Origin of the sequence: Streptosporangium sp. NPDC087985 (assembly GCF_044741965.1) — a bacterium.
Lineage (GTDB): Bacteria > Actinomycetota > Actinomycetes > Streptosporangiales > Streptosporangiaceae > Streptosporangium.
Window position 1 is genome coordinate 909531 of the sequence record NZ_JBIUTQ010000001.1, and the last position, 19835, is coordinate 929365.

16 protein-coding genes are annotated in these 19835 nt (G+C 69.6%); 8 read left to right on the plus strand and 8 right to left on the minus strand.

All coding sequences use genetic code 11. The annotated features are described in order from the left end of the window. Positions 1 to 63 precede the first annotated feature (63 nt). The 8 genes from ACIN94_RS04425 (at position 64) to ACIN94_RS04460 (ending at position 9619) form a co-directional block, all read left to right on the plus strand. Positions 64 to 591, plus strand: a complete 528-nt coding sequence (locus tag ACIN94_RS04425) for a hypothetical protein (protein WP_400699519.1) — start codon at positions 64 to 66, stop codon at positions 589 to 591. A 290-nt stretch (positions 592 to 881) separates the two neighbouring features. After that, positions 882 to 2681: a phosphoenolpyruvate carboxykinase (GTP) gene (locus tag ACIN94_RS04430; RefSeq protein WP_400699522.1), complete on the plus strand. Its 1800-nt coding sequence runs from the start codon at positions 882 to 884 to the stop codon at positions 2679 to 2681. A 75-nt stretch (positions 2682 to 2756) separates the two neighbouring features. Next, positions 2757 to 3389: a TIGR04222 domain-containing membrane protein gene (locus ACIN94_RS04435; RefSeq protein WP_400699525.1), complete on the plus strand. Its 633-nt coding sequence runs from the start codon at positions 2757 to 2759 to the stop codon at positions 3387 to 3389. 88 nt (positions 3390 to 3477) lie between these two features. After that, complete coding sequence (locus ACIN94_RS04440) at positions 3478 to 3954, plus strand: hypothetical protein (protein ID WP_400699528.1); 477 nt, start codon at positions 3478 to 3480, stop codon at positions 3952 to 3954. 78 nt (positions 3955 to 4032) lie between these two features. Continuing rightward, on the plus strand, positions 4033 to 4800 hold the full coding sequence (locus ACIN94_RS04445) for an isoprenyl transferase (protein WP_400699530.1): 768 nt from the start codon (positions 4033 to 4035) through the stop codon (positions 4798 to 4800). A gap of 221 nt (positions 4801 to 5021) precedes the next feature. Continuing rightward, positions 5022 to 6365 carry a PhoH family protein gene (locus ACIN94_RS04450; RefSeq protein WP_400699532.1) on the plus strand — a complete coding sequence of 448 codons (1344 nt, stop codon included), beginning with the start codon at positions 5022 to 5024 and terminating at the stop codon, positions 6363 to 6365. Positions 6366 to 6877: 512 nt separating this feature from the next. Continuing rightward, positions 6878 to 7579 (plus strand): lytic transglycosylase domain-containing protein, encoded by a 702-nt coding sequence (locus ACIN94_RS04455; protein WP_400699535.1) that lies wholly within the window; start codon positions 6878 to 6880, stop codon positions 7577 to 7579. A gap of 60 nt (positions 7580 to 7639) precedes the next feature. Further along, complete coding sequence (locus tag ACIN94_RS04460) at positions 7640 to 9619, plus strand: glycosyltransferase family 2 protein (RefSeq protein WP_400699538.1); 1980 nt, start codon at positions 7640 to 7642, stop codon at positions 9617 to 9619. A 24-nt stretch (positions 9620 to 9643) separates the two neighbouring features. Here ACIN94_RS04460 and ACIN94_RS04465 read toward each other — a convergent pair whose 3' ends face one another. The 8 genes from ACIN94_RS04465 to ACIN94_RS04500 form a co-directional block, all read right to left on the minus strand. Beyond that, positions 9644 to 10663 carry an alpha/beta fold hydrolase gene (locus ACIN94_RS04465; RefSeq protein WP_400699540.1) on the minus strand — a complete coding sequence of 340 codons (1020 nt, stop codon included), beginning with the start codon at positions 10661 to 10663 and terminating at the stop codon, positions 9644 to 9646. A 20-nt stretch (positions 10664 to 10683) separates the two neighbouring features. Continuing rightward, on the minus strand, positions 10684 to 12012 hold the full coding sequence (locus ACIN94_RS04470) for an MFS transporter (RefSeq protein WP_400699543.1): 1329 nt from the start codon (positions 12010 to 12012) through the stop codon (positions 10684 to 10686). A gap of 213 nt (positions 12013 to 12225) precedes the next feature. Continuing rightward, entirely contained in the window at positions 12226 to 14139 is a 1914-nt protein-coding gene (locus ACIN94_RS04475; RefSeq protein WP_400699546.1) for a helix-turn-helix domain-containing protein, read from the minus strand. Between the two features lie 58 nt (positions 14140 to 14197). Continuing rightward, positions 14198 to 14944, minus strand: coding sequence for a 3-hydroxybutyrate dehydrogenase (locus ACIN94_RS04480; RefSeq protein WP_400699548.1), 747 nt, complete (start codon positions 14942 to 14944; stop codon positions 14198 to 14200). A 158-nt stretch (positions 14945 to 15102) separates the two neighbouring features. Beyond that, complete coding sequence (locus tag ACIN94_RS04485; RefSeq protein WP_400699550.1) at positions 15103 to 16494, minus strand: class II fumarate hydratase; 1392 nt, start codon at positions 16492 to 16494, stop codon at positions 15103 to 15105. 36 nt (positions 16495 to 16530) lie between these two features. Further along, on the minus strand, positions 16531 to 17973 hold the full coding sequence (locus ACIN94_RS04490; protein ID WP_400699553.1) for a serine/threonine-protein kinase: 1443 nt from the start codon (positions 17971 to 17973) through the stop codon (positions 16531 to 16533). Positions 17974 to 18007: 34 nt separating this feature from the next. Further along, positions 18008 to 19141: a serine/threonine-protein kinase gene (locus ACIN94_RS04495; protein WP_400699555.1), complete on the minus strand. Its 1134-nt coding sequence runs from the start codon at positions 19139 to 19141 to the stop codon at positions 18008 to 18010. Between the two features lie 241 nt (positions 19142 to 19382). Next, positions 19383 to 19799, minus strand: a complete 417-nt coding sequence (locus ACIN94_RS04500) for a TIGR03668 family PPOX class F420-dependent oxidoreductase (RefSeq protein WP_400699558.1) — start codon at positions 19797 to 19799, stop codon at positions 19383 to 19385. Positions 19800 to 19835 lie beyond the last annotated feature (36 nt).

The following is a 19835-nucleotide window of genomic DNA, read 5'->3' on the forward strand; positions in this document are numbered from 1 at the left end:
AAACTAGTTGATGTCAATATCCGCTCCTGGCCTCCCCGAAGAGGCGGGCGTAATCTTGATTACATGGAAAGCAAAGAAGCAGTGCAGAAGCTCCGGGGATGGTTCTCCGGCCGGCTGCCCGCGGAGTGGTTCGAGGGGGAGCCGGAGATCGTGCCGGACCGCGAGGAGATCGCGGTGATCGGCAGGCTCCGGGCCCCCGCGTTCGGTGACGACGTCTCCGAGGTGGAGCGGGCCGCCGCCGTGGAGGGGGGCGTGGAGCGTTTCCGGGAGGAGACCAGGGAATGTCGCATCGAGATCGCGCTGGAGGCGGAGCGCCGCTTCCGCCGGAAGGTCTCCTGGGGAGTCGTGGTCGGTGACAGGACGGTGATGTTCACCACACTGTCGGTGCCGGTCATGACCCGGCTGCGACAGTCGGAGCGACGGGTGCTCGACACGCTCGTGGCCGCCGGAGTGGCCCGCAGCCGGAGTGACGCGCTGGCGTGGTGCGTGCGCCTGGTGGGCAGGAACACCGACACCTGGCTCACCGATCTGCGGGACGCACTTCAGCATGTCGACCGGGTGCGGGCCTCGGGCCCGGACGTGAACTCCTGAGGCTGGTCAGGGAAAACGTCCGAAAATTGGTCTGAACCTATTCGATCATTGGTTTAGACCTCTGCCAATGGCCTATACCACTGCCGCAACGGCTTTCTTTATTTTCTCTTCTTCTGGGTAGGTTCTCACGATGTCAACGGCTTCTGCCAGCCCGTATGTCCTACGGGGCGGGCGGACCGAGGGCGGCCCGACGCCCAGCCGCGCGTATTCAATGGTCTACGCCAATTGGATTGAATGCGGTTTTTCGGTCAATGATGTTTTGGCCCTGAGAAGTGTAAGGAGCCCCAGCAGTGTCCGTTATCGTAGACGTAACCACCCCCAACCCGACCAGCCACAAAGAGCTGGAGGCGTGGGTCAAGGAGATCGCCGAGCTCACCCAGCCCGACCGGATCGAATGGTGTGACGGCTCGGAGATCGAATGGACGCGCCTGACGAACCTGCTGGTCGAGCAGGGAACGTTCAAGCGCCTGGTCAAACGGCAGAACAGCTTCTACGCCGCCTCGGACCCGAGCGACGTCGCCCGCGTCGAGGACCGGACCTACATCTGTTCCGAGCGCGAGGAGGACGCCGGGCCGACCAACAACTGGATCGCGCCCGCCGAGATGCGCAAGACCTTCGGCAAGGTCTTCAAGGGCAGCATGCGCGGCCGCACCATGTACGTCGTGCCGTTCTGCATGGGCCCGCTGGGCGGTGACATCTCCCAGCTCGGCGTGGAGATCACCGACTCGCCGTACGTGGTCGTCTCCATGCGCGTCATGACGCGCATGGGCGCGGCGGCGCTGCGGCTCATCGAGGAGCGCGGCAGCTACGTGAAGGCCGTCCACTCGGTCGGTGCCCCGCTCGAACCTGGCCAGCACGACGTGCCGTGGCCGTGCAACTCCACCAAGTACATCAGCCACTTCCCCGAGACCCGGGAGATCTGGTCCTACGGGTCGGGCTACGGCGGCAACGCGCTGCTCGGCAAGAAGTGCTACGCGCTGCGCATCGCCAGCACGATGGCCCGTGACGAGGGCTGGCTGGCCGAGCACATGCTCATCCTCAAGCTCACCCCGCCCTCCGGGGAGACCCGCTACGTCGCCGCGGCGTTCCCGAGCGCGTGCGGCAAGACCAACCTGGCCATGCTCCAGCCGACCATCCCGGGCTGGAAGGTCGAGACGGTCGGCGACGACATCGCCTGGATGCGTTTCGGGGCCGACGGCCGCCTGTACGCCATCAACCCCGAAGCCGGTTTCTTCGGCGTGGCGCCCGGCACCGGCGAGGCCACCAACGCCAATGCGATCAAGACGCTCTGGGGTAACAGCATCTTCACCAACGTCGCCCTCACCGACGACGGCGACGTGTGGTGGGAGGGCCTTACCAAGGAGCCTCCGGCGCACCTGACCGACTGGAAGGGGCGTTCCTGGACCCCGGACAGCGAGGAGCCCGCCGCACACCCCAACGCCCGCTTCGCGGTGCCCGCCGCGCAGTGCCCGACGATCGCCCCCGAGTGGCAGGACCCCAAGGGCGTGCCGATCTCGGCGATCCTGTTCGGTGGACGCCGCGCCACCGCGGTCCCCCTGGTGACCGAGTCGCTGAGCTGGCAGCACGGGGTCTTCACCGGAGCCAACATCGCCTCGGAGAAGACCGCCGCGGCCGAGGGCAAGGTCGGCGAGCTGCGCCGCGACCCGTTCGCGATGCTGCCGTTCTGCGGCTACAACATGGGCGACTACTTCGCTCACTGGATCAGGATGGGCCAGCGCGCGGACGTCCGGCTGCCGCGCATCTACTACGTGAACTGGTTCCGCAAGAACAACGAGGGCACGTTCATCTGGCCCGGCTTCGGGGAGAACAGCCGCGTCCTCAAGTGGATCGTCGAGCGCCTCAACGGCGAGGCGGAGGCGGTGCGGACGCCGATCGGCCTGCTCCCCGCCGAGCTCGACACCGAGGGGCTCGACATCTCGGCCGAGGACCTGCGGACCCTGCTGAGCGTGGACAGGGAGGTCTGGAAGGAGGAGGCGTCGCTGATCCCGGCCTTCTTCGAGACCTTCGGCGACCACCTCCCCAAGGAGCTCTGGGATGAGTACAACGCGCTGGTCGAGCGCCTGGGCTGAGAGGGCCGTCCGCCGATAGGTTCCGTGTGGCCCCGTGCGTCTCCACGACGCCGGGGCCCGCTTCCGGAAGTCGCCATGGTGTCCACTCTGATCATCGTTGTGGTCATCGCCCTGGTGGTGGTGGCAGGTCTGATCGCGCTGAGACTGGCGATACGTGCCCCGAAGGTCTACAAGGGGCCCGAGGTGGGCGTCTACGAGCTGGCCCAGCTGGCGGGCGGGCGGTTCCGGGTGGCGAACACCGCCCTGGCCTCGCTGGCCGCCAGGGAGCTGATCCGGACCCAGCGTGACGGGACGCTGACCAGGGTGGCCGGTGCGTCCGAAGAGGCCGTGGACCCGGTGGAAGCCGACATCCTCGCCATGCTCGATGCCCGGCCCGACGGCGTCATGGTCTGGGACGTCAGAGCGGAGGTCGCCCTCCGGGGTTCCGGAGTGGCCGGGCTGGTCGAGCGGCTGCAGGAGCTGGGACTGCTCGAGGACGAGGGCACGCGGCTGGCCCCCACACGCCTGGGAGAGGCCGCCCTGGCGCACTACCGCCTGCGCCACCGCGAGGAGAGGATCCTGCCTCCACGACCTCGGGACCGTACCTCCGGCGGCGAGTTCGGTCTCTTCGGGGTCGCCCTGTACGGCCTGAGCCAGATGAAGGACCGGGAAGTGGCCGGGGTGCTGTCGTTGAGCAGCCCGCCGCCGCGCGGACCCGGCTGGCGTTAGGAACGTTTTAGCAGGCTGTGCCGGGGATACCCTCTGTGAGGTGGGGGGACTGCGTTGTCTTGATGGGTCGTATCTGACCGTTACGCCGGTGGCGTGCCGGGACAGTGTCGGCCTGCCGTACGAGGTAACACTCGAACTCCATCGCGACGGCACGCTCTACGGAACGGTGGGAGAGCGGTGCGGCTGGCTCCTGGTCCGGCTGGCCAGGGGCGTTGCCGAGGCCCGCGCCGATTTCGCGGCGCAGTGGCCCGACCCTGACGACCGGTTTCCCGACGAGGAAGAACTGTTCGCCTTCCGTTACCGGACCAGGAACGGGGTCGTCAGTGGGGGCGAACTCCGATGTCAGCTGCGCACCATACCGATCTGGATTCCCGCTCAGCGCGGAGCGGCGGGCGAATGGCGATTGACCAGAAGGGCTTTCGTGGAGGCATGGGGTCGCGGCGGAATGGGAATGCGGGCTGTTCTGACCTCAGCTGAGCTGGGCGCTTTCGTGGGAGCGCTCATCACCGAAGCGGAGGAGTGCCTGTCGCCGCAGAAGTCCGGAAATTCAACCAGAACCCGCTAGACGGGGTGGAGGGGTCTTCCGGGCGGCGATAATTGCCTGTCAGCGCTCTCGACGACGGGCGTTGGGGGAGGGGCTCCAATGAGCGTGCGCGATCTCGTTTACCGGCTGTACGAGCGGCGGCTGGAGATGAAGCTGTCCCGCCAGAAGGAGATGGTCCCCCGGCACGTCGGTGTCATCGTGGACGGTAACCGTCGCTGGGCGCGTTCGATGGGTCTCGACGACGTCAGCCGGGGTCATCGCAAGGGCGCGGACAAGATCTCCGAGCTCCTCGGCTGGTGCCGGGAGGCCGGTGTCGAGGTCGTCACCGTGTGGCTGCTGTCCAGTGACAACATCAACCGGCCCAAGGACGAACTGGACCTCCTGATGAAGATCATTGAGGATGTGGTCCAGGAGCTCGTCGCCGACGGATGGCACATCAACCCCATGGGCGCGCTCGATCTTCTCCCTGACCACACGGCCCATGTCCTGAAAAATGCAAAAGAAGCAACATCACACCGTCCAGGTTTGATTGTGAACGTTGCCGTTGGGTATGGAGGAAGGCGTGAGATCGCTGATGCGGTGCGCTCCCTTCTCCAGGAGCACGCCAGCAAGGGCGCGAGCATTGAGGACCTGGTCGAGGTTCTCGATGTGGAGCACATCGCGGAGCATCTCTACACGCGCGGTCAGCCCGACCCGGATCTCGTCATCCGGACCTCGGGAGAGCAGCGGCTCTCCGGCTTCCTGCTCTGGCAGAGCGCCCACTCCGAATTTTACTTCTGCGAGGCCTACTGGCCTGATTTCCGCAGGGTCGATTTCTTGCGGGCTCTCCGTTCGTACGCCGCGCGGCACCGGCGGTACGGAAACTGAAACATCACATGAACACCCCCTTTCGGACAGGCTTGTCCCTTTGGAAGCTGGGTATTCAGGACGTACCGTAACAAGTAGGTGGGCACAGCCCGCCTACTCCGGAGAGGGCCCGCCTTTGCGTCACGACTGCCAAGGAGGGCCGGATACCGGCACCCCCTCGGCAAGCCGCGAGCGTGGGCCCGGGTCCGGTCCGCATCCCAGCTCATGGCAGGGCGCCCCGTATGGCGCCCGGGGGAGAACGCGTGGCAAACCCTTCGTCCTCACCCACGTCGCCGGTCACCAGCCGGCGTACGTACGTCCTGGACACCTCGGTACTGCTGGCGGATCCAGCGGCGATGAGCCGCTTCGCCGAGCATGAGGTCGTCCTCCCGATCGTCGTCATCACCGAGTTGGAGGGCAAACGCCATCATCCAGAGCTCGGATACTTCGCGCGCAAGGCGCTGAGATACCTTGACGACCTGAGGGTGACACACGGGCGGTTGGACGAGCCCATGCCGATCGGCGAGGGCTACCTACGGGTCGAGCTCAACCACAGTGACCCATCGATCCTGCCCGTCGGCTTCCGGCTCGGCGACAACGACACCCGCATCCTCACCGTGGCGCGGACCCTCGCCGCGGAGGGACGCGACGTGGTGCTGGTCTCCAAGGACCTGCCGCTGCGGGTCAAGGCCGCCTCCATCGGCCTCGCCGCGGAGGAGTACCGTGCCGAGCTGGTGTTCGAGTCCGGCTGGACCGGCATGGCCGAGCTCCAGGTGACCGCGGAAGACGTCGAGACGCTCTTCGAGCACGGCACCGCCGATCTGGCCGACGCCCGTGACCTGCCCACCCACACGGGCCTGCGGCTGCTGTCCAGCCGGGGTTCGGCACTGGGCCGGGTGCTGCCCGACAAATCGGTGCGGCTGGTCCGCGGCGACCGGGAGGTGTTCGGCCTGCACGGCCGTTCCGCCGAGCAGCGCATCGCACTCGACCTCCTGATGGACCCCGAGGTCGGCATCGTGTCGATGGGCGGCAGGGCGGGCACCGGCAAGTCCGCCCTCGCCCTCTGCGCGGGTCTGGAAGCCGTACTGGAGCGCCGCCAGCACCGCAAGGTCATCGTCTTCCGCCCGCTGTACGCCGTGGGCGGTCAGGAGCTGGGCTACCTGCCCGGCTCCGAGAACGAGAAGATGAGCCCGTGGGGGCAGGCCGTCTACGACACCCTGGGCGCGGTCACCACGCCCGAGGTGATCGAGGAGGTCATGGACCGGGGCATGCTGGAGGTGCTCCCGCTCACCCACATCCGCGGCCGTTCCCTGCACGACGCCTTCGTGATCGTGGATGAGGCGCAGTCGCTGGAGCGCGGGGTGCTTCTGACGGTGCTGAGCCGGATCGGGGCCAACTCCCGGGTCGTGCTCACCCACGACGTCGCCCAGCGCGACAACCTCCGGGTCGGCAGGCACGACGGCGTGGTGGCGGTGGTGGAGAAGCTCAAGGGCCATCCGTTGTTCGCGCACGTCACGCTGACCCGCTCGGAGCGTTCGCCGATCGCCGCCCTGGTCACGGAGATGCTGGAGGACGTCACGATGTAGGCCGCGGATCCCGCTCCCCCGGAAGGCGCTGTCCGGCCGATCGCGGGAGCGGGATCCCGCCCGGTCACGGGGAAGGCGCACGCCCTCCGCCGCGAGCTTCCGATACTCGAAGCAGGTGTGCTCGCCGAGCGACTCCGGGGCGCCCGGGAACAGCCGGGTGACCTCGACGCTCCAGATGCTCTCCTGCTTGTTCTGCCTGATGGTGCAGGTGATCTGGGCGAGACCCTCCTTGATGATCGCGCCCTCGCCCGTGATGATCACGTTCAGCCGGCTGAGAGCCTGAGCAGGGGCTTCCCCCGGCACGGGGGCACGCCGGGGCGACCCTTGCCTGAATATGTGACGAAAATCACATCTACGTCGCCAAATATCAAGAAAGACCAGGTAACCAGTCAATAGGCGGCAAAAAACTCAGTGGGCGTGCCAAGGAACCCCAATCAACTCTTCCGTTCGGGTTGCGGACCACCCCCCTGTCCACGGCAAGCTCATAGGTCGTGAGTTCAGGACCACCGCACGTGAAGGAGCGCTCAGCTCCCCGCCCCCGCCGTACGGCCAAGCAGGCCAAGGTCAGGAAGCGGGGATGGCTGACCCCCAAGCGCGCCCTCATCCTCGGCACCACGGCCGTGATCCTCGTGGGAGGTGGCGGCTTCACCGTCTACACCGCGATCCAGAACGCCTCCGCCCCGGCGACCCCGGCGCTCAGCCTGGACGAACTGTCGAAGATGCTCGGCGGCGACCCCTTCGGTCCCGATCCGGAGGCCGACATCCTGAAGGCCCAGGCGGCCCAGGCGCTCAGGGCGGACAAGCTGGCGGCCCAGCGCGGCAAGCGCAAGGCGCTGGACCCGATCGTGATCCCCAAGCAGGCGCCCGGCGGCGGCGGCTTCGATCCACAGACACTCCCGCCGGGCACCGCCAACCCGACCGGCAACAAGGCGCTGGGCAAGCGGATGCTGGAGGCGCGCGGCTGGGGCGACCAGTGGGGCTGCCTGGAGAAGCTCTGGATGAAGGAGAGCGGCTGGAACGAGCGGGCGATGAACCGCTACAGCGGGGCCTACGGCATCCCCCAGTCTCTCCCCGGCCACAAGATGGCCAGCGCCGGCAATGACTGGCAGGTCAACGCGGCCACCCAGATCGAGTGGGGGCTCAGTTACATCAAGGGCCGCTACGGCACGCCATGTGGTGCCTGGGGCCATTCCCAGGCCAAGGGCTGGTACTGAGACACCAGGACTCGGCAAGTCTGGCCGTCTCCCGGCCCCGGGCATCGCACGCTTGGCCGTATGGATGTGAAGGTCAGCGTGGTGGTGCCGGTGCACAACCCCGGTGATAGCGCCGACGCGTGTATCCGTTCGGTGCTGGAGCAGTCGATGTCCTCGGAGGAGTACGAGGTCATCTTCGCCGATGACGGGTCGGACGACGGGATCCAGCAGCGTCTTGATTCCGTCGCGGCGGTGCGGCCGAACGTGCGGGTGCTCCATCTGGGCCCCGACAGTTCACCGGCGCGCGCGCGCAACATCGGTATGGCGATCGCCAAGGGCGAGTACGTGTACCTGATGGAGCAGACGGACCGCCTGGAGCGGGTCGCCCTGGAGCGGATGTACGCGCGGGCGGTCGAGACCGACGCCGACATCCTCATCGGGAGGCTGGTCAACGACCAGGGCCCGCCCTCCACCGTGTTCGAGGGCAACCGGGAGCGCGCCGACATCTTCAGGGACCGGCTGCTCTCACTTCTCACCCCGCACAAGCTCTACCGCAGGACCTTCCTGGACGCCGAGGCGCTGAGCTTCCCCGACCTCGGCGGACGTCTGTCCGAGCAGGCCTTCGCCATCCGGTCCTACCTGCGGGCCAAGGTCATCGCCATCCTGGCCGACCAGGTCTGCTGCCATGTCGAGGAGCGGCCGGAACCGCCGGGAGACCCCTATGTCCGGGGCGCCGAGCTGCGTGAACTGCTCGACATCATCGACGTCGAGGTCCCCGCGGGACGCCAGCGCGACCGGATGTACGCGCACTGGTTCCGTACCTCGGTGCTGCGCCGGTTCGGCGGAGGCCGATTCGCCTCGGCCTCGGCCAAGGAGCGGGCGGCCACCTTCACGACCCTGCGCGAACTGACCGTCCAGCGATTCCCCCCGCGCCTCGACCGCTACCTGCCCGTTCACCTCCGTGCCCGCGCCGCCCTGCTCCGCGCCGGCCGGCTCGACCAGCTGGTCGTGCTGGCCGAGGCCATGCGCGGCACCCGGCTGCAGGCCGACCTCAGAAACGTCGTCTGGGAGGACGGCACGTTCATCATGGGGCTCACCGTGGAGATCGTGCGCGGTGACGGGGCCCCGACCCGCTTCGTGCCGTACGGCGAGGACGGCCTGCTCTGGGAACCGCCTGTGCCCCTCGACGGGCTCCGCCTCAACCCCGAGCTGGCCGACGTCTCCCAGGCCGCCGCACGGGCCCGCTTCGAGGTCTACGTCAGGCACGAGGACACCGGGCTGGTCTACTTCCTCCCGGTGGCCTGCTCGATGATGCGCTCGCGCCACCGTAACGGGGTCAGGCTGCAGGTGACGGGCGCGGCCAGGCTGGACGTCGCCTCCGCCGCGCTCGGTCACCCGCTGCCTCCCGGGCTCTGGGAGATCCACGTGCGCATGTACGGCGGAGCCCACCACGTGCGCACCCGGGTGACCGGCTCCCCGCTGAACTGCACCGGCGTGCTGGCCGACTACTCCAAGCGGCTGGTCATCCCCTGGTGGTCGGACCAGGGTGAGCTGGGCATCTGCGTGGAGCCTCGCTCGTTCGCCGAGTCGATCGTCCTGGTCTCGGCAGGGGCGACGATCACCCGGCAGCGCGAGCATGTCTTCGTCGTCGTGCCCGTGCCGTACGTGCCGCCGAGCGGAGGGCCGCCCGCCGAGCTCGTGCTGCGCCCCGCGCTGCGCGGGGATCGCGAGGAGGTCTGCGCGCCCGCCCTGGTCGAGCCGGGCGTGCCCGGGCAGCACCCCGGGCGGCTGGTCGCCAAGGTCCCCATCCGGCTGACCCGCCGCGACGGTGCTCTCTCTCCGGGTGACTGGGTGCCGTTCCTGCGGGTGGACGACAAGGAGGTCGAGCTCCGCTTCAAGGTCGGAATGGGCCGCGGTGGCCGGGTGGAGATCCGCGGCTCCGCCGCGGGAGCGCCCGAGCCCCGGCGTTCGCTGCTCAGACGCGTCGCGCTGCGGATCCCCGGGGCCCGGAGCACGGCCCGGCTCGTCCGGGCCGTGCGGGAGCGCTACCTGCCGAGCTGACACCCGTCCGGTGCGGGTATCCGGTCAGCTCCGCCTGAGGTGGTCGATGAGGGCGGCGCGGAACTCCTCCGGCCGTTCGATGTGGGGGCTGTGGCCGCAGTCGAGGACGACCTCGCTGTGGTTTCCGTACCGTTCGAGCACGGTCCGGGTCTGGGTGACCATCGGCTGCGCCGGGGTCCCCGGCGAGCCGGGGACGACGCCGAGGGCACCCAGGTGGGCCAGGTCGAGCATCGAGGTGTCGGAGATGATCACGTCGGCCTCACCCCTGATCCACAGGATCGGCGGCCTGGAGTCGATCGCCTCCAGGTCGTCGAGCCGGAAGTGCGTGGGCGCGATCGCGTTGAGCACTCCCCGGGACCCGGGGGCGACCCCCGGCCACACCTCGGAGGCGACGGCGTCACCCGGATAGTGGTCCTCGCCGATCTTCGTGGAGAGCATCGACTCCACGAAGGTGTCCTCGTCCTCGTCCCTGAACACCGCCCCGGCCTTGACGTACGTGCTCCGGAAGACGCTCCTCGGCGACAGCGGGGAGTCGCCGGAACGGTCTCCGGCCGCCAGCAGCTTCACGAAGTCGGGGTTGGCCGCCCCCGCTCCACCGCCGACCCCGTCGGGATGGTTCAGCGCGCCGTCGGGCCCGTGCGTGCCGCCGAAGCCGTACGGGGAGACCGGGTTGACCAGCGTCACGCTCCTCACCGCGGACGGCCGGTCGCGCAGCGCCTGGAGCACCACCCCGCCGCCCATGCTCCAGCCCACCAGGTGCACGCCGGGAAGGGCGAGGGCGTCGATCAGGGCGAGCACGTCGTCGGAGTAGTCCCGCAGGCCACGGGTGGCGTCGACCGGTGCGGGATCGGTGTCGCCGAAGCCGCGCAGGTCCACCGCGAGTGGCCGGTAGCCGTCGGGCAGCGCGAGCAGCGTCTCCCGCCAGAAGGCGGCGCTCGACACGTTGCCGTGCACGAACAGCACCACCTCACCCCCGGTCTCGCTGACCGACAGCACGTTCTGGGTGATCCGGGCGGTGGGTACCCGCCGGTTGTCGAGGCGCATCAAGTGTTCTCCGTACGGTTTCAGGAGGTTGTGGAGGATGCGGGGGTGTCCGCGGTTCCGTCGAGGTTGGCGAGGTCACGGCCCCTGGTCTCCCGGGAGACGGCGACGGTGACCAGGGTGACCACGGCCGCGCCGACCACGTAGAGCATGACCGGGAACGCGGACTCGTAGGCTTGCAGCAGGGCCACCGCGATCAGCGGGGCCAGGCCGCCGGCGATGATCGAGGCGAGCTGGGCGCCGATCGACACGCCCGAGTAGCGCATCCTCGTGGCGAACAGCTCGGAGAAGAACGCCGCCTGCGGGCCGTACATCGCGCCGTGCAGGATCAGACCGACCGTCACCGCCAGGGTGACCGCGGCGAAGTCCTTGGTGTCGATCAGCGGGAAGAACGCGAAGGACCACAGGCCCACCCCGGCCGCGCCGAGCAGGTAGACGGGGCGGCGGCCGAGCCTGTCGGAGAGCGCGCCCCACATGGGGATCGAGAAGAAGTGGACGGCGGACCCGATCAGCACCGCGTTGAGCACCATGGGCTTGGACAGTCCGGCCGAGGTCGTCGCGTACACCAGCACGAACGCGGTGATCACGTAGTAGGAGACGTTCTCCGCGAAGCGGGCGCCGATCGCGGTGATCACGTCCCGCCAGTGGTGCCGGAAGACCTCCACGATGGGCATGCTCCTGGTGGGCTCGGCGTTGGCGACGGCCTGCTGGAAGATCGGCGACTCGCTGATGGACAGCCGGATCCACAGGCCGATCACCACCAGGACACCCGACAGCAGGAACGGGATGCGCCAGCCCCAGCTCTGGAACGCCTCGTCGGTCTGGACGGCGGCCAGGACCGCGAGGACCGCGGTGGCCAGCAGGTTGCCGCCCGGAGCGCCGGACTGCGGCCAGGAGGCCCAGAATCCGCGCCGCTCCGTGTCGCCGTGCTCGGAGACGATGAGCACCGCGCCGCCCCACTCGCCGCCGAGGGCGAAGCCCTGGACGAGCCGGAGCGCGGTCAGCAGCAGCGGGGCCAGCGCGCCGACCGCCGTGTAGGTCGGCAGGCAGCCGATCAGGCAGGTCGCGACGCCCATCATCAGCAGGCTGACGACCAGGAGCTTCTTGCGGCCGAGCCGGTCACCGTAGTGGCCGAAGACCAGCGCGCCCAGGGGCCGGGCGACGAAGCCGACCGCGTAGGTGAGGAAGGCCAGCAGGGTACCGGTGAGGGGGTCGGATTCGGGGAAGAAGAGGGCGGGGAAGACCAGTGCGGCGGCGGAGCCGTACAGGAAGAAGTCGTACCACTCGATCGTCGTGCCGACCAGGCTGGCTGCGACGATCTTCCCGATGGGGGTCCGTGTTTTCTCTGACATCTCACTCACCAAGGGGTATCGCTTTTGGGGGGGATGTTGGCTCACGGTACGTAGTGACCGGCGTCACTCCTATGGCCTCGGCCGCCATATCGGCTGACCGGTCTATGTGGATACGTGGGATTACCGTGCGGAATAGTCGCCGGTGGACGGCATGACCGTACGGCCGCACGGTCCGTATGGCCGGTCACGTGCCGGGGAGCGGCCCCGGGGCGGTCAGCGGCTGAGGCGGTGCAGGCGGAGGGCGAGCTGGATCTCCAGGGCGCGATCCGGCTCCTGCCAGTCGGCGCCGAGGAGCTGGGCGATCCTGTCCAGCCGCTGGGTGACGGTGTTCACGTGGATGTGGAGGGCGTCAGCCGTGCGGGAGAGCGAGCCGCCGGAGCCGAAGTAGGCGGTGAGAGTGCGGACCAGGGCGGTGCCCCGGCGGGCGTCATAGTCGATCACCGGGCCGAGCGCCGAGCCGAGGAACGTCTCGATGTCGCGTCCGTCGCCGATGAGCAACCCGACAAAACCCAGCTCGGCGGCGCTCGCGCCCTCACCGGCCCGGCCCAGGGCCAGCAGCGCGTCGGCGCAGCGCTGTGCCTCGCGGTGGGCGGCGGCGATCATGGCCGGGCCGCGCACCGGTCCGGAGGCGCCCACCGTGGCGGGATGGCCAAGGGAGAGGCTGAGCTCGGCCGCCACCCGTTTGGCCAGGTGGCCGGGTCTGTCGCCGGGGAGGAACAGCACCACCTCGTCCCCGCGCAGGGCCGCCAGACCGTGGCTCATCGTGGCCTGGGACGAGGCCCAGAAGGCGGCACGCTCGCGCTGGCCGCCGTGGCGGACCACGACCACCACGTGCTCGGCATCCAGGTCGACCCCGACCCGCCGGGCCCGCCGGCCCAGGCCGTCGAGGCCGGGACGGGAGATCAGGTCGTCGAGCAGTTCGCCCCTGACCCGGCCCTCCGCCTCGGCCACCGTGCGCCGGAAGAGCAGCAGGAGCGCGGTGACCAGCGCGGCCCGTTCGAGGATGCGCTGGTCGGTGTCCGCGACCTGCCCTTCGGCCCGCAGCACGAGCGTGCACAGTGGCTCCGCGCCCACGTCCACCGAGGCGACCAGCAGGTTGCCCTTCCTGACGGTACGGCCCAGCGTCCGGGACGTCTGCGCGGCATCCGCGATCATGGCCGCGGTCGCCTCGGGCTCCCGGCCGGCGTCCGCGGGCCCGCCTTCCCGTTCCGGAATGTCCCCGGTCAGCCCGCTCGCGTCTCCGGCGATCGGCCGCCCGGTGTCGTCCAGCACGACCAGTGAGCCACCGAGCACCTCGGTGACCACGGCGGCGACGCCCTCGACCCCGCCGCCGCGCAGCACCAGCCCGGTCATCCGGTCGTGCGCGAGCGCGGCCCGCTCCACGGCCGCGCTGTGCGCGTTCATCTGCCGGTTGGCCTCGCTGAGCTCCTCCAGGGCGCTCCGGGTCTCCTGCAGCAGCCGGGCGTTGTCGATCGCCACCGCCGCGTGCGCGGCCAGCGAACCGAGCAGCACCACCTCGTCCTGGGTGAAGGGCCGTACGCTCCGGTTGGACGCGAACAGCACCCCGATGACCCGCGCGCCCAGCTTGAGAGGGACGCCCAGGATGGCGACCAGGCCCTCCTCGTGCACCGCGTCGTCGATGTCGAACTTGTGGCGGAAGCGCTCGTCGGCGAAGTAGTCGGCCGTCGAGTACGGCGTGGCGGTCTGGGCCACCAGCCCGCCGAGACCGGCGCCCATGGGCAGCCGGATCGAACGGAACTTGGCCGAGACCGACCCGTCCGTCACGCGCATCCAGGTGTCGCCGCGCTCGGGGTCGTGCAGCGTCATGTAGGCGGCGTCGGTGCCCAGGAGCTGCCTGGCCCGGTGCACGATGGCCTCCAGCACGGCGTCGAGGTCGCGCAGCCCGGCCAGGTCACCGGCGGTGTCGAACAGCGCCGACAGCTCGGCCTCGCGCTTGGCCCTGCGCCGCAGCAGCGCCCGCACCTTCAGCGCGGCGAGCTTGGCGTCCTCCAGCTCGGCCAGCGTCGCCGCGTCGACCCCGCCGGTCCGGGCCGCCAGGATGGGCCCCTCGAACTCCACCGCCGACGCCTCTCTGGCCAGCAGTTCGAGAAAGACCCGTGCGCTCATGTCTTCCATTCTCATGGCGATCTCATGGCGATCTTATGGCCACGCCGCGCGTCGCGGCTCAGCGTGCCATCCAGCCGCCGTCCACGGGCAGGGAAGTCCCCGTGATGAACGAGCTGTGCGGGCCGCACAGGTAGGCGACCAGCTCGGCCACCTCCCCGGGCTCGATCAGGCGTTTGATCGCGGCGGGGGCCAGCATGATCCGCTCGACGACCTCGTCCCTGCCGATTCCGTGGGCCTCGGCCTGGGCGTCGATCTGGTCCTCCACCAGCGGGGTGCGGACGTAGGCGGGGTTCACGCAGTTGGAGGTGACGCCGTGCGGTGCGCCTTCCAGGGAGATGACCTTTGACAGCCCTTCGAGCGCGTGCTTGGCGGTGACGTACGCCGACTTGTACGGCGAGGCGCGGAGCCCGTGGACCGACGAGATGTTGACGACACGCCCCCAGCCTCGCTCGTACATACCCGGCAGAGTGGCCCTGACCAGCAGGAACGGTGCCTCCACCATGACTTTGATGATCTTCGCGAAGACCTCCGGCGGGAACTCCTCGATCGGCGCCACATGCTGGAATCCGGCGTTGTTCACCACGATGTCCACGTCGGCGGGGAGCGCGTTCACGAAGTCCGGCGCGGACAGGTCGGCGACGACCGGTGTCCCGGAGACCTCCGTGGCCACCTTCACCGTGGCCTCGGCGTCGATGTCCACCACCACCACATGCGCTCCGGCCGCGGCCAGCCGCTGCGCGCAGGCACGCCCGATCCCGCTGCCCGCTCCGGTCACCACGGCCTGCCGCCCCGTTAGGTCAATCATGCTGCCGAATCTAGGCAATCAGCCGAATCCCGGCCCATGTCGCCAGCCCCCATAGTCCTGAGGTTATCTATGTGTGCGAGGCGGCTCTCCTGCGAGGACCGTCATCGCGAGGCGACGGGACGGCGGATGACGGCCCGCGTCTTCTCCGGTGCTCCGTCCTACGACGGCGGCCGGGTCATGGACAGCACGTCGAGGAGGGCGTCGAGTTGCTCCTCGGTGAGGGTGCCCCGGGCGACGTGGCCGCGCTCGATGACGACCTCGCGGATGGTCCTGCGCTCCGCCAGAGCCTGCTTGGCTATCTTGGCGGCCTCCTCGTAGCCGACGTACCGGTTGAGCGGCGTGACGATCGACGGCGACGACTCGGCGTACTCACGGAGGCGGTCGGCGTTGGCCGTGATGCCGTGGACACAGCGGTCGGCGAGCAGCCGGGAGGCGTTGGCGAGCAGCCGGATGGACTCCAGCACGTTGCGGGCGATGACCGGCAGCATCACGTTGAGCTCGAAGTTGCCCGAGGCTCCGGAGAAGGCGATCGTCGTGTCGTTCCCGATGACCTGCGCGGCCACCATGCACACGGCCTCGGGAATCACCGGGTTCACCTTGCCGGGCATGATCGACGAGCCGGGCTGGAGGTCGGGCAGGTTGATCTCACCGAGTCCGGCGCGCGGGCCCGACCCCATCCAGCGGAGATCGTTGGCGATCTTGTTGAGTGAGACCGCGGCCGTGCGGAGCTGGCCGGAGAGCTCCACGACGGCGTCCCGGGCCCCCTGGGCCTCGAAGTGGTCGGGAGCCTCGGAGAACGGGAGCCCGGTGGCCTCCCGGAGCTTCTCGATGACCTGGGAGGCGAAGCCGGCCGGGGTGTTGACACCGGTGCCGACGGCGGTACCGCCCAGCGGGAGCTGGGCGAGACGGGGGATCGAGCTGCGCACCCGGGCGATGGCGTTGTCGATCTGGGTGGCGTACCCGCCGAACTCCTGGCCGAGTGTGACCGGGGTGGCGTCCATCAGATGGGTTCTGCCCGCCTTGACCACCTGGTCGAACTCCAGTGACTTGTCCCGGAGCGCGGTGGCCAGGTGCCTCAGGGACGGGATGAGGTGATAGGTCACCTCGGTCGTGGCGGCGACGTGGATGGAGGTGGGAAAGACGTCGTTGGAGGACTGCGAGGCGTTGACGTGGTCATTGGGGTGGACGGGACGGCCCAGCCGCTCCTCCGCCAGCGTGGCGATCACCTCGTTGGCGTTCATGTTGGAGGAGGTCCCGGAGCCGGTCTGGAAGAGGTCGATGGGGAACTCGTCGTCCCACTCGTTCTCCGCGACGTCGGTGGCGGCCTCGGCGATGGCCTGGGCCAGCTCCTTGTCCAGCACCCCCAGCCCGGCGTTGACCTCGGCGGCGATCGCCTTGATCAGGCCGAGGGCGGCGATGTGCGGGCTCTCCAGCCCGCGCCCGGAGATGGGGAAGTTCTCCACCGCCCGCTGGGTCTGCGCCCGCCACTTCGCATCCGCCGGGACCCGCACCTCACCCATCGAGTCATGCTCGATCCGATAGTCGCTCATGGGTCCAGTCTGCGTCCTGGGTGATAAAGCGGAGGTTCAGCGCCAGGCCGCGAACGCCAGGATCACTATGGCCACCAGGGAGACGGCCGCCACGCCCATGAGGACGATCAGGCCGACCCTGGTCCTGGCCGGTGTGGTCGTCTGCTCGCCCTTGCCGCCCTGTCCCGCGATCGCGAACAGGTCGGTCCCCAGGCCCGGATACCGCGCGTCGCCCCGGCCGGGCGTCTCCAGTCCCGCCGGACGAGGGGGATCGCCGCCGGGGATTCCCGGCGGCTCGGGGACCCCGCGCGCCGGCGTGTCCTCCATGGCCGGTCTCACCGCGCCGGGGAACCCCCGCGGCGGTACGGCGGGCGGCCTCTGCCCCGAGTCCGGAGCGGGTGGCGGAGGTGGCGGCGGCGCCGGGGGCACCACGCGGGGGCCGGGCACCGGGCCCCCGGGGGGGAGGGGGAGGCCACTCTTGGGACGGATGACCAGCATGGTGCGGTCGGCGTCGAACTCCTCGTCCGCCGGGGGGATGACGGGCGGGGGAGCCGGTACGGGGTTCACGGGAGCCGGTACCGGTGGGACGACGGGCCGGGGAGCCGGTCTGTGCGAGGCACCGGGAGCCGGTGCCGGTGGGGCGACGGGGGCCGGCGCGGAGGCGAACGCGGACGTGGACGGAGTGTCGGCCACGGTCCGGAGCATCACCGCGGCCTGGGCGGCCGCCAGCCGTACCGTGTGGTCCCGCTCCAGGAGCTGTTCGAGCACGGGACGGAGCGGTCCGGCCTGGACCGGGGGGTCGGCTCTGTCGGTCATCAGCGCGGCGAGGGTCTCCGCCACCGTGGACCGTTCGTAGGCCGGCCGGCCCTCCACCGCGAAGTACAGGGTGGCCCCGAGCGACCAGAGGTCCGACTCCGGTCCGGTGTGCTCCCCGCGAGCCCGCTCGGGCGCCGTGTATCCCGGAGAGCCGATCACCATGCCGGTCTTGGTGAGGTTGGTGTCGCCCTCGGCCTTGGCGATGCCGAAGTCGGTGAGCACCACCCTGCCGCTCTCGGTGATCAGCACGTTGCCGGGCTTGACGTCGCGGTGCAGCACCCCCTGGGCGTGGGCGGCGCGCAGCGCCCCGAGAAGGTCCGCGCCGATCTCGGCGACCAGCCGGGGCGGCAGCGGGCCCTCCTCCTCGACCACCTGCTCCAGGGAGCGTGCCTGCACTAGCTCCATGATGATCCACGGGCTGCCGTTCTCGATGATCGCATCGTGGACGGTGGCCACGGAGGGATGGCTGATGCGGGCAGCCGTACGACCCTCACGGATCATCCGCTCGCGGAGTTCGGCGCGCTGCGCCCCGCTGAGCCCGGACTCCTGGCGGATCTCCTTGATCGCGACCTCGCGGCCCAGGGCACGGTCGAAGGCACGCCAAACGGTGCCCATGGTGCCCCTGCCGATCGGTGCGACCAGCTCGTAGCGGTCAGCGAGCACGCGCGTCTGCTGTTCCGGCATGAGAAGAAGATATCTATCCTTCTTGAGGAACGCTTTATCCGCGCTTACGAAGTTCTCTCGGCCATAGAAGGCGCGGGAGCATCAACCGGATGAAAGGCGTCAAGAACCGGATGAACGGGCGCTGAACGGGTGGTCGTTCCACCGACTTGCGGTGCACCCCCTCGGCCGGACGCCGGTGTCCCCGGGGATGCGGCACCGGAGTCGACACCGGCAGCGGGTCGGGGACCGGTGCGGAGCCGACCCGGTGCATCCCGCGATGCGAGGGCCGTCGGCTGAACGAGGGGACGGTGATCGTGGCGGAGTTCCTGACCGGCCTGCTCGTGCTCCGGGCGAACGGCTCCTCGGCCGTTACGCCGGCCGCCACCCGGGCGAGCATCATGGCGGCGCGCACCGAGTCGAGCCGGCTGTTCGGATCGATCGTGAGCAGGCCCTGCAGCACCGGGGTCAGCGGGCCGGCCCTCTCCATCGGAATGGGCTCACCGCTGGTCAGGGCCGCCAGTGCGGCGGCAGCCGTACGGCGTCCGTGCAGGCCGCGGCCTTCGACGGCGGTGTAGAGGGTCGCGCCGAGCGACCACAGGTCGGCGGAAGGGTGGGCCTTGGCGCCCAGCACGCGCTCGGGGGCGATGTATCCGGCAGAGCCGAGCACGATGCCCGCCTGGGTGATCGACACGTCGCCTTCGAGCGCGGCCAGACCGAAGTCGGTGAGCACCGCCCGGTCGTCGGTCACCAGGACGTTGCTGGGCTTGACGTCGCGGTGCAGGATTCCCTTGGCGTGCACGGCCCGCAGCGCGCCCAGGACCTGCCGCCCGATCTCCGCCACCTGGCGGGGCGGCAACGGGCCCCGTTCCTGGAGGAGTTGCTCCAGGGACCTGGCCCGGAGCAGCTCCATCACGATCCAGGGACGCTCGTCCTCGGTGACGACGTCGAAGACGGTGATCACCGAAGGGTGGGCGACCATCGCGGTCGCCCGGCCCTCGCGTTCGGTCCGGGCGCACAGCTCCGCCCTCAGCTCCTCGTCGAGAACGAGAGGAAGCCGCACCTCCTTGACCGCCACCTCGCGGCCCAGCAACTCGTCGTACGCCCGCCAGACGGTGCCCATGCCGCCGCGCCCAACCGGTTCTGACAGCCGGTAACGCGCTGCAAGGAGGTATCCGGACGGCGCACGCATGTGGGGCAGCTTACCTATTTGCGTAATGCGACCAGTAGAGACCGGGCCGAATCTTCTTGCGTTCTTCAGTCAGATTTTCATGCTCGTAACTGTTGATAAGCACTGCGTGACATTCATCCCGTTGACGGGCACACAGAGCCCCGGAATGTCGCCGGGGCAACCGCACCGCCGTGGTGGTGCGACACCCCGGCCAGGCCGCCGCCGGCAGGGCCCGCGCGTCCGGCGTCGCGGCCGTCCGCCGCTACCCGCCCTCGTAGGACCAGCCCGTCCAGGACTCCACCTCGATGAGGACCACCGGGCCCTGCGGCGGGTGGTCGCGGTACTGCGGGTAGCGCTCCGTCAGACGGGCGACGGCCCGTTCCCTGGCCGCCCCTTCCTCGGCTATCCGGGCTCTCCCGTCGGCGCGTACCCACCAGAGCCGCGACCAGTCGTCGTCGTAGTGGTCGGCCAGCAGGCACACCCGGTCGTTGGCCGCGATGTTGCGCAGGCGGCGGAGGTCGGTCGTGCGTTTGGGCTTGTGGTCGACCGCGAAGGCGACCGTGTCACCGTCCACGTCGAAGGTGACGGGCACGAGGTGCGGTGTGCACCGGGCGTCCGCCGTGGCCAGCCGGGCGACCCGGGCGGCCTGGAACCTCGCGCGGGCCTGAAGCTCGTCCATCCGGCCATTCAACCAACAGGGCGGGCCGGTTACGGC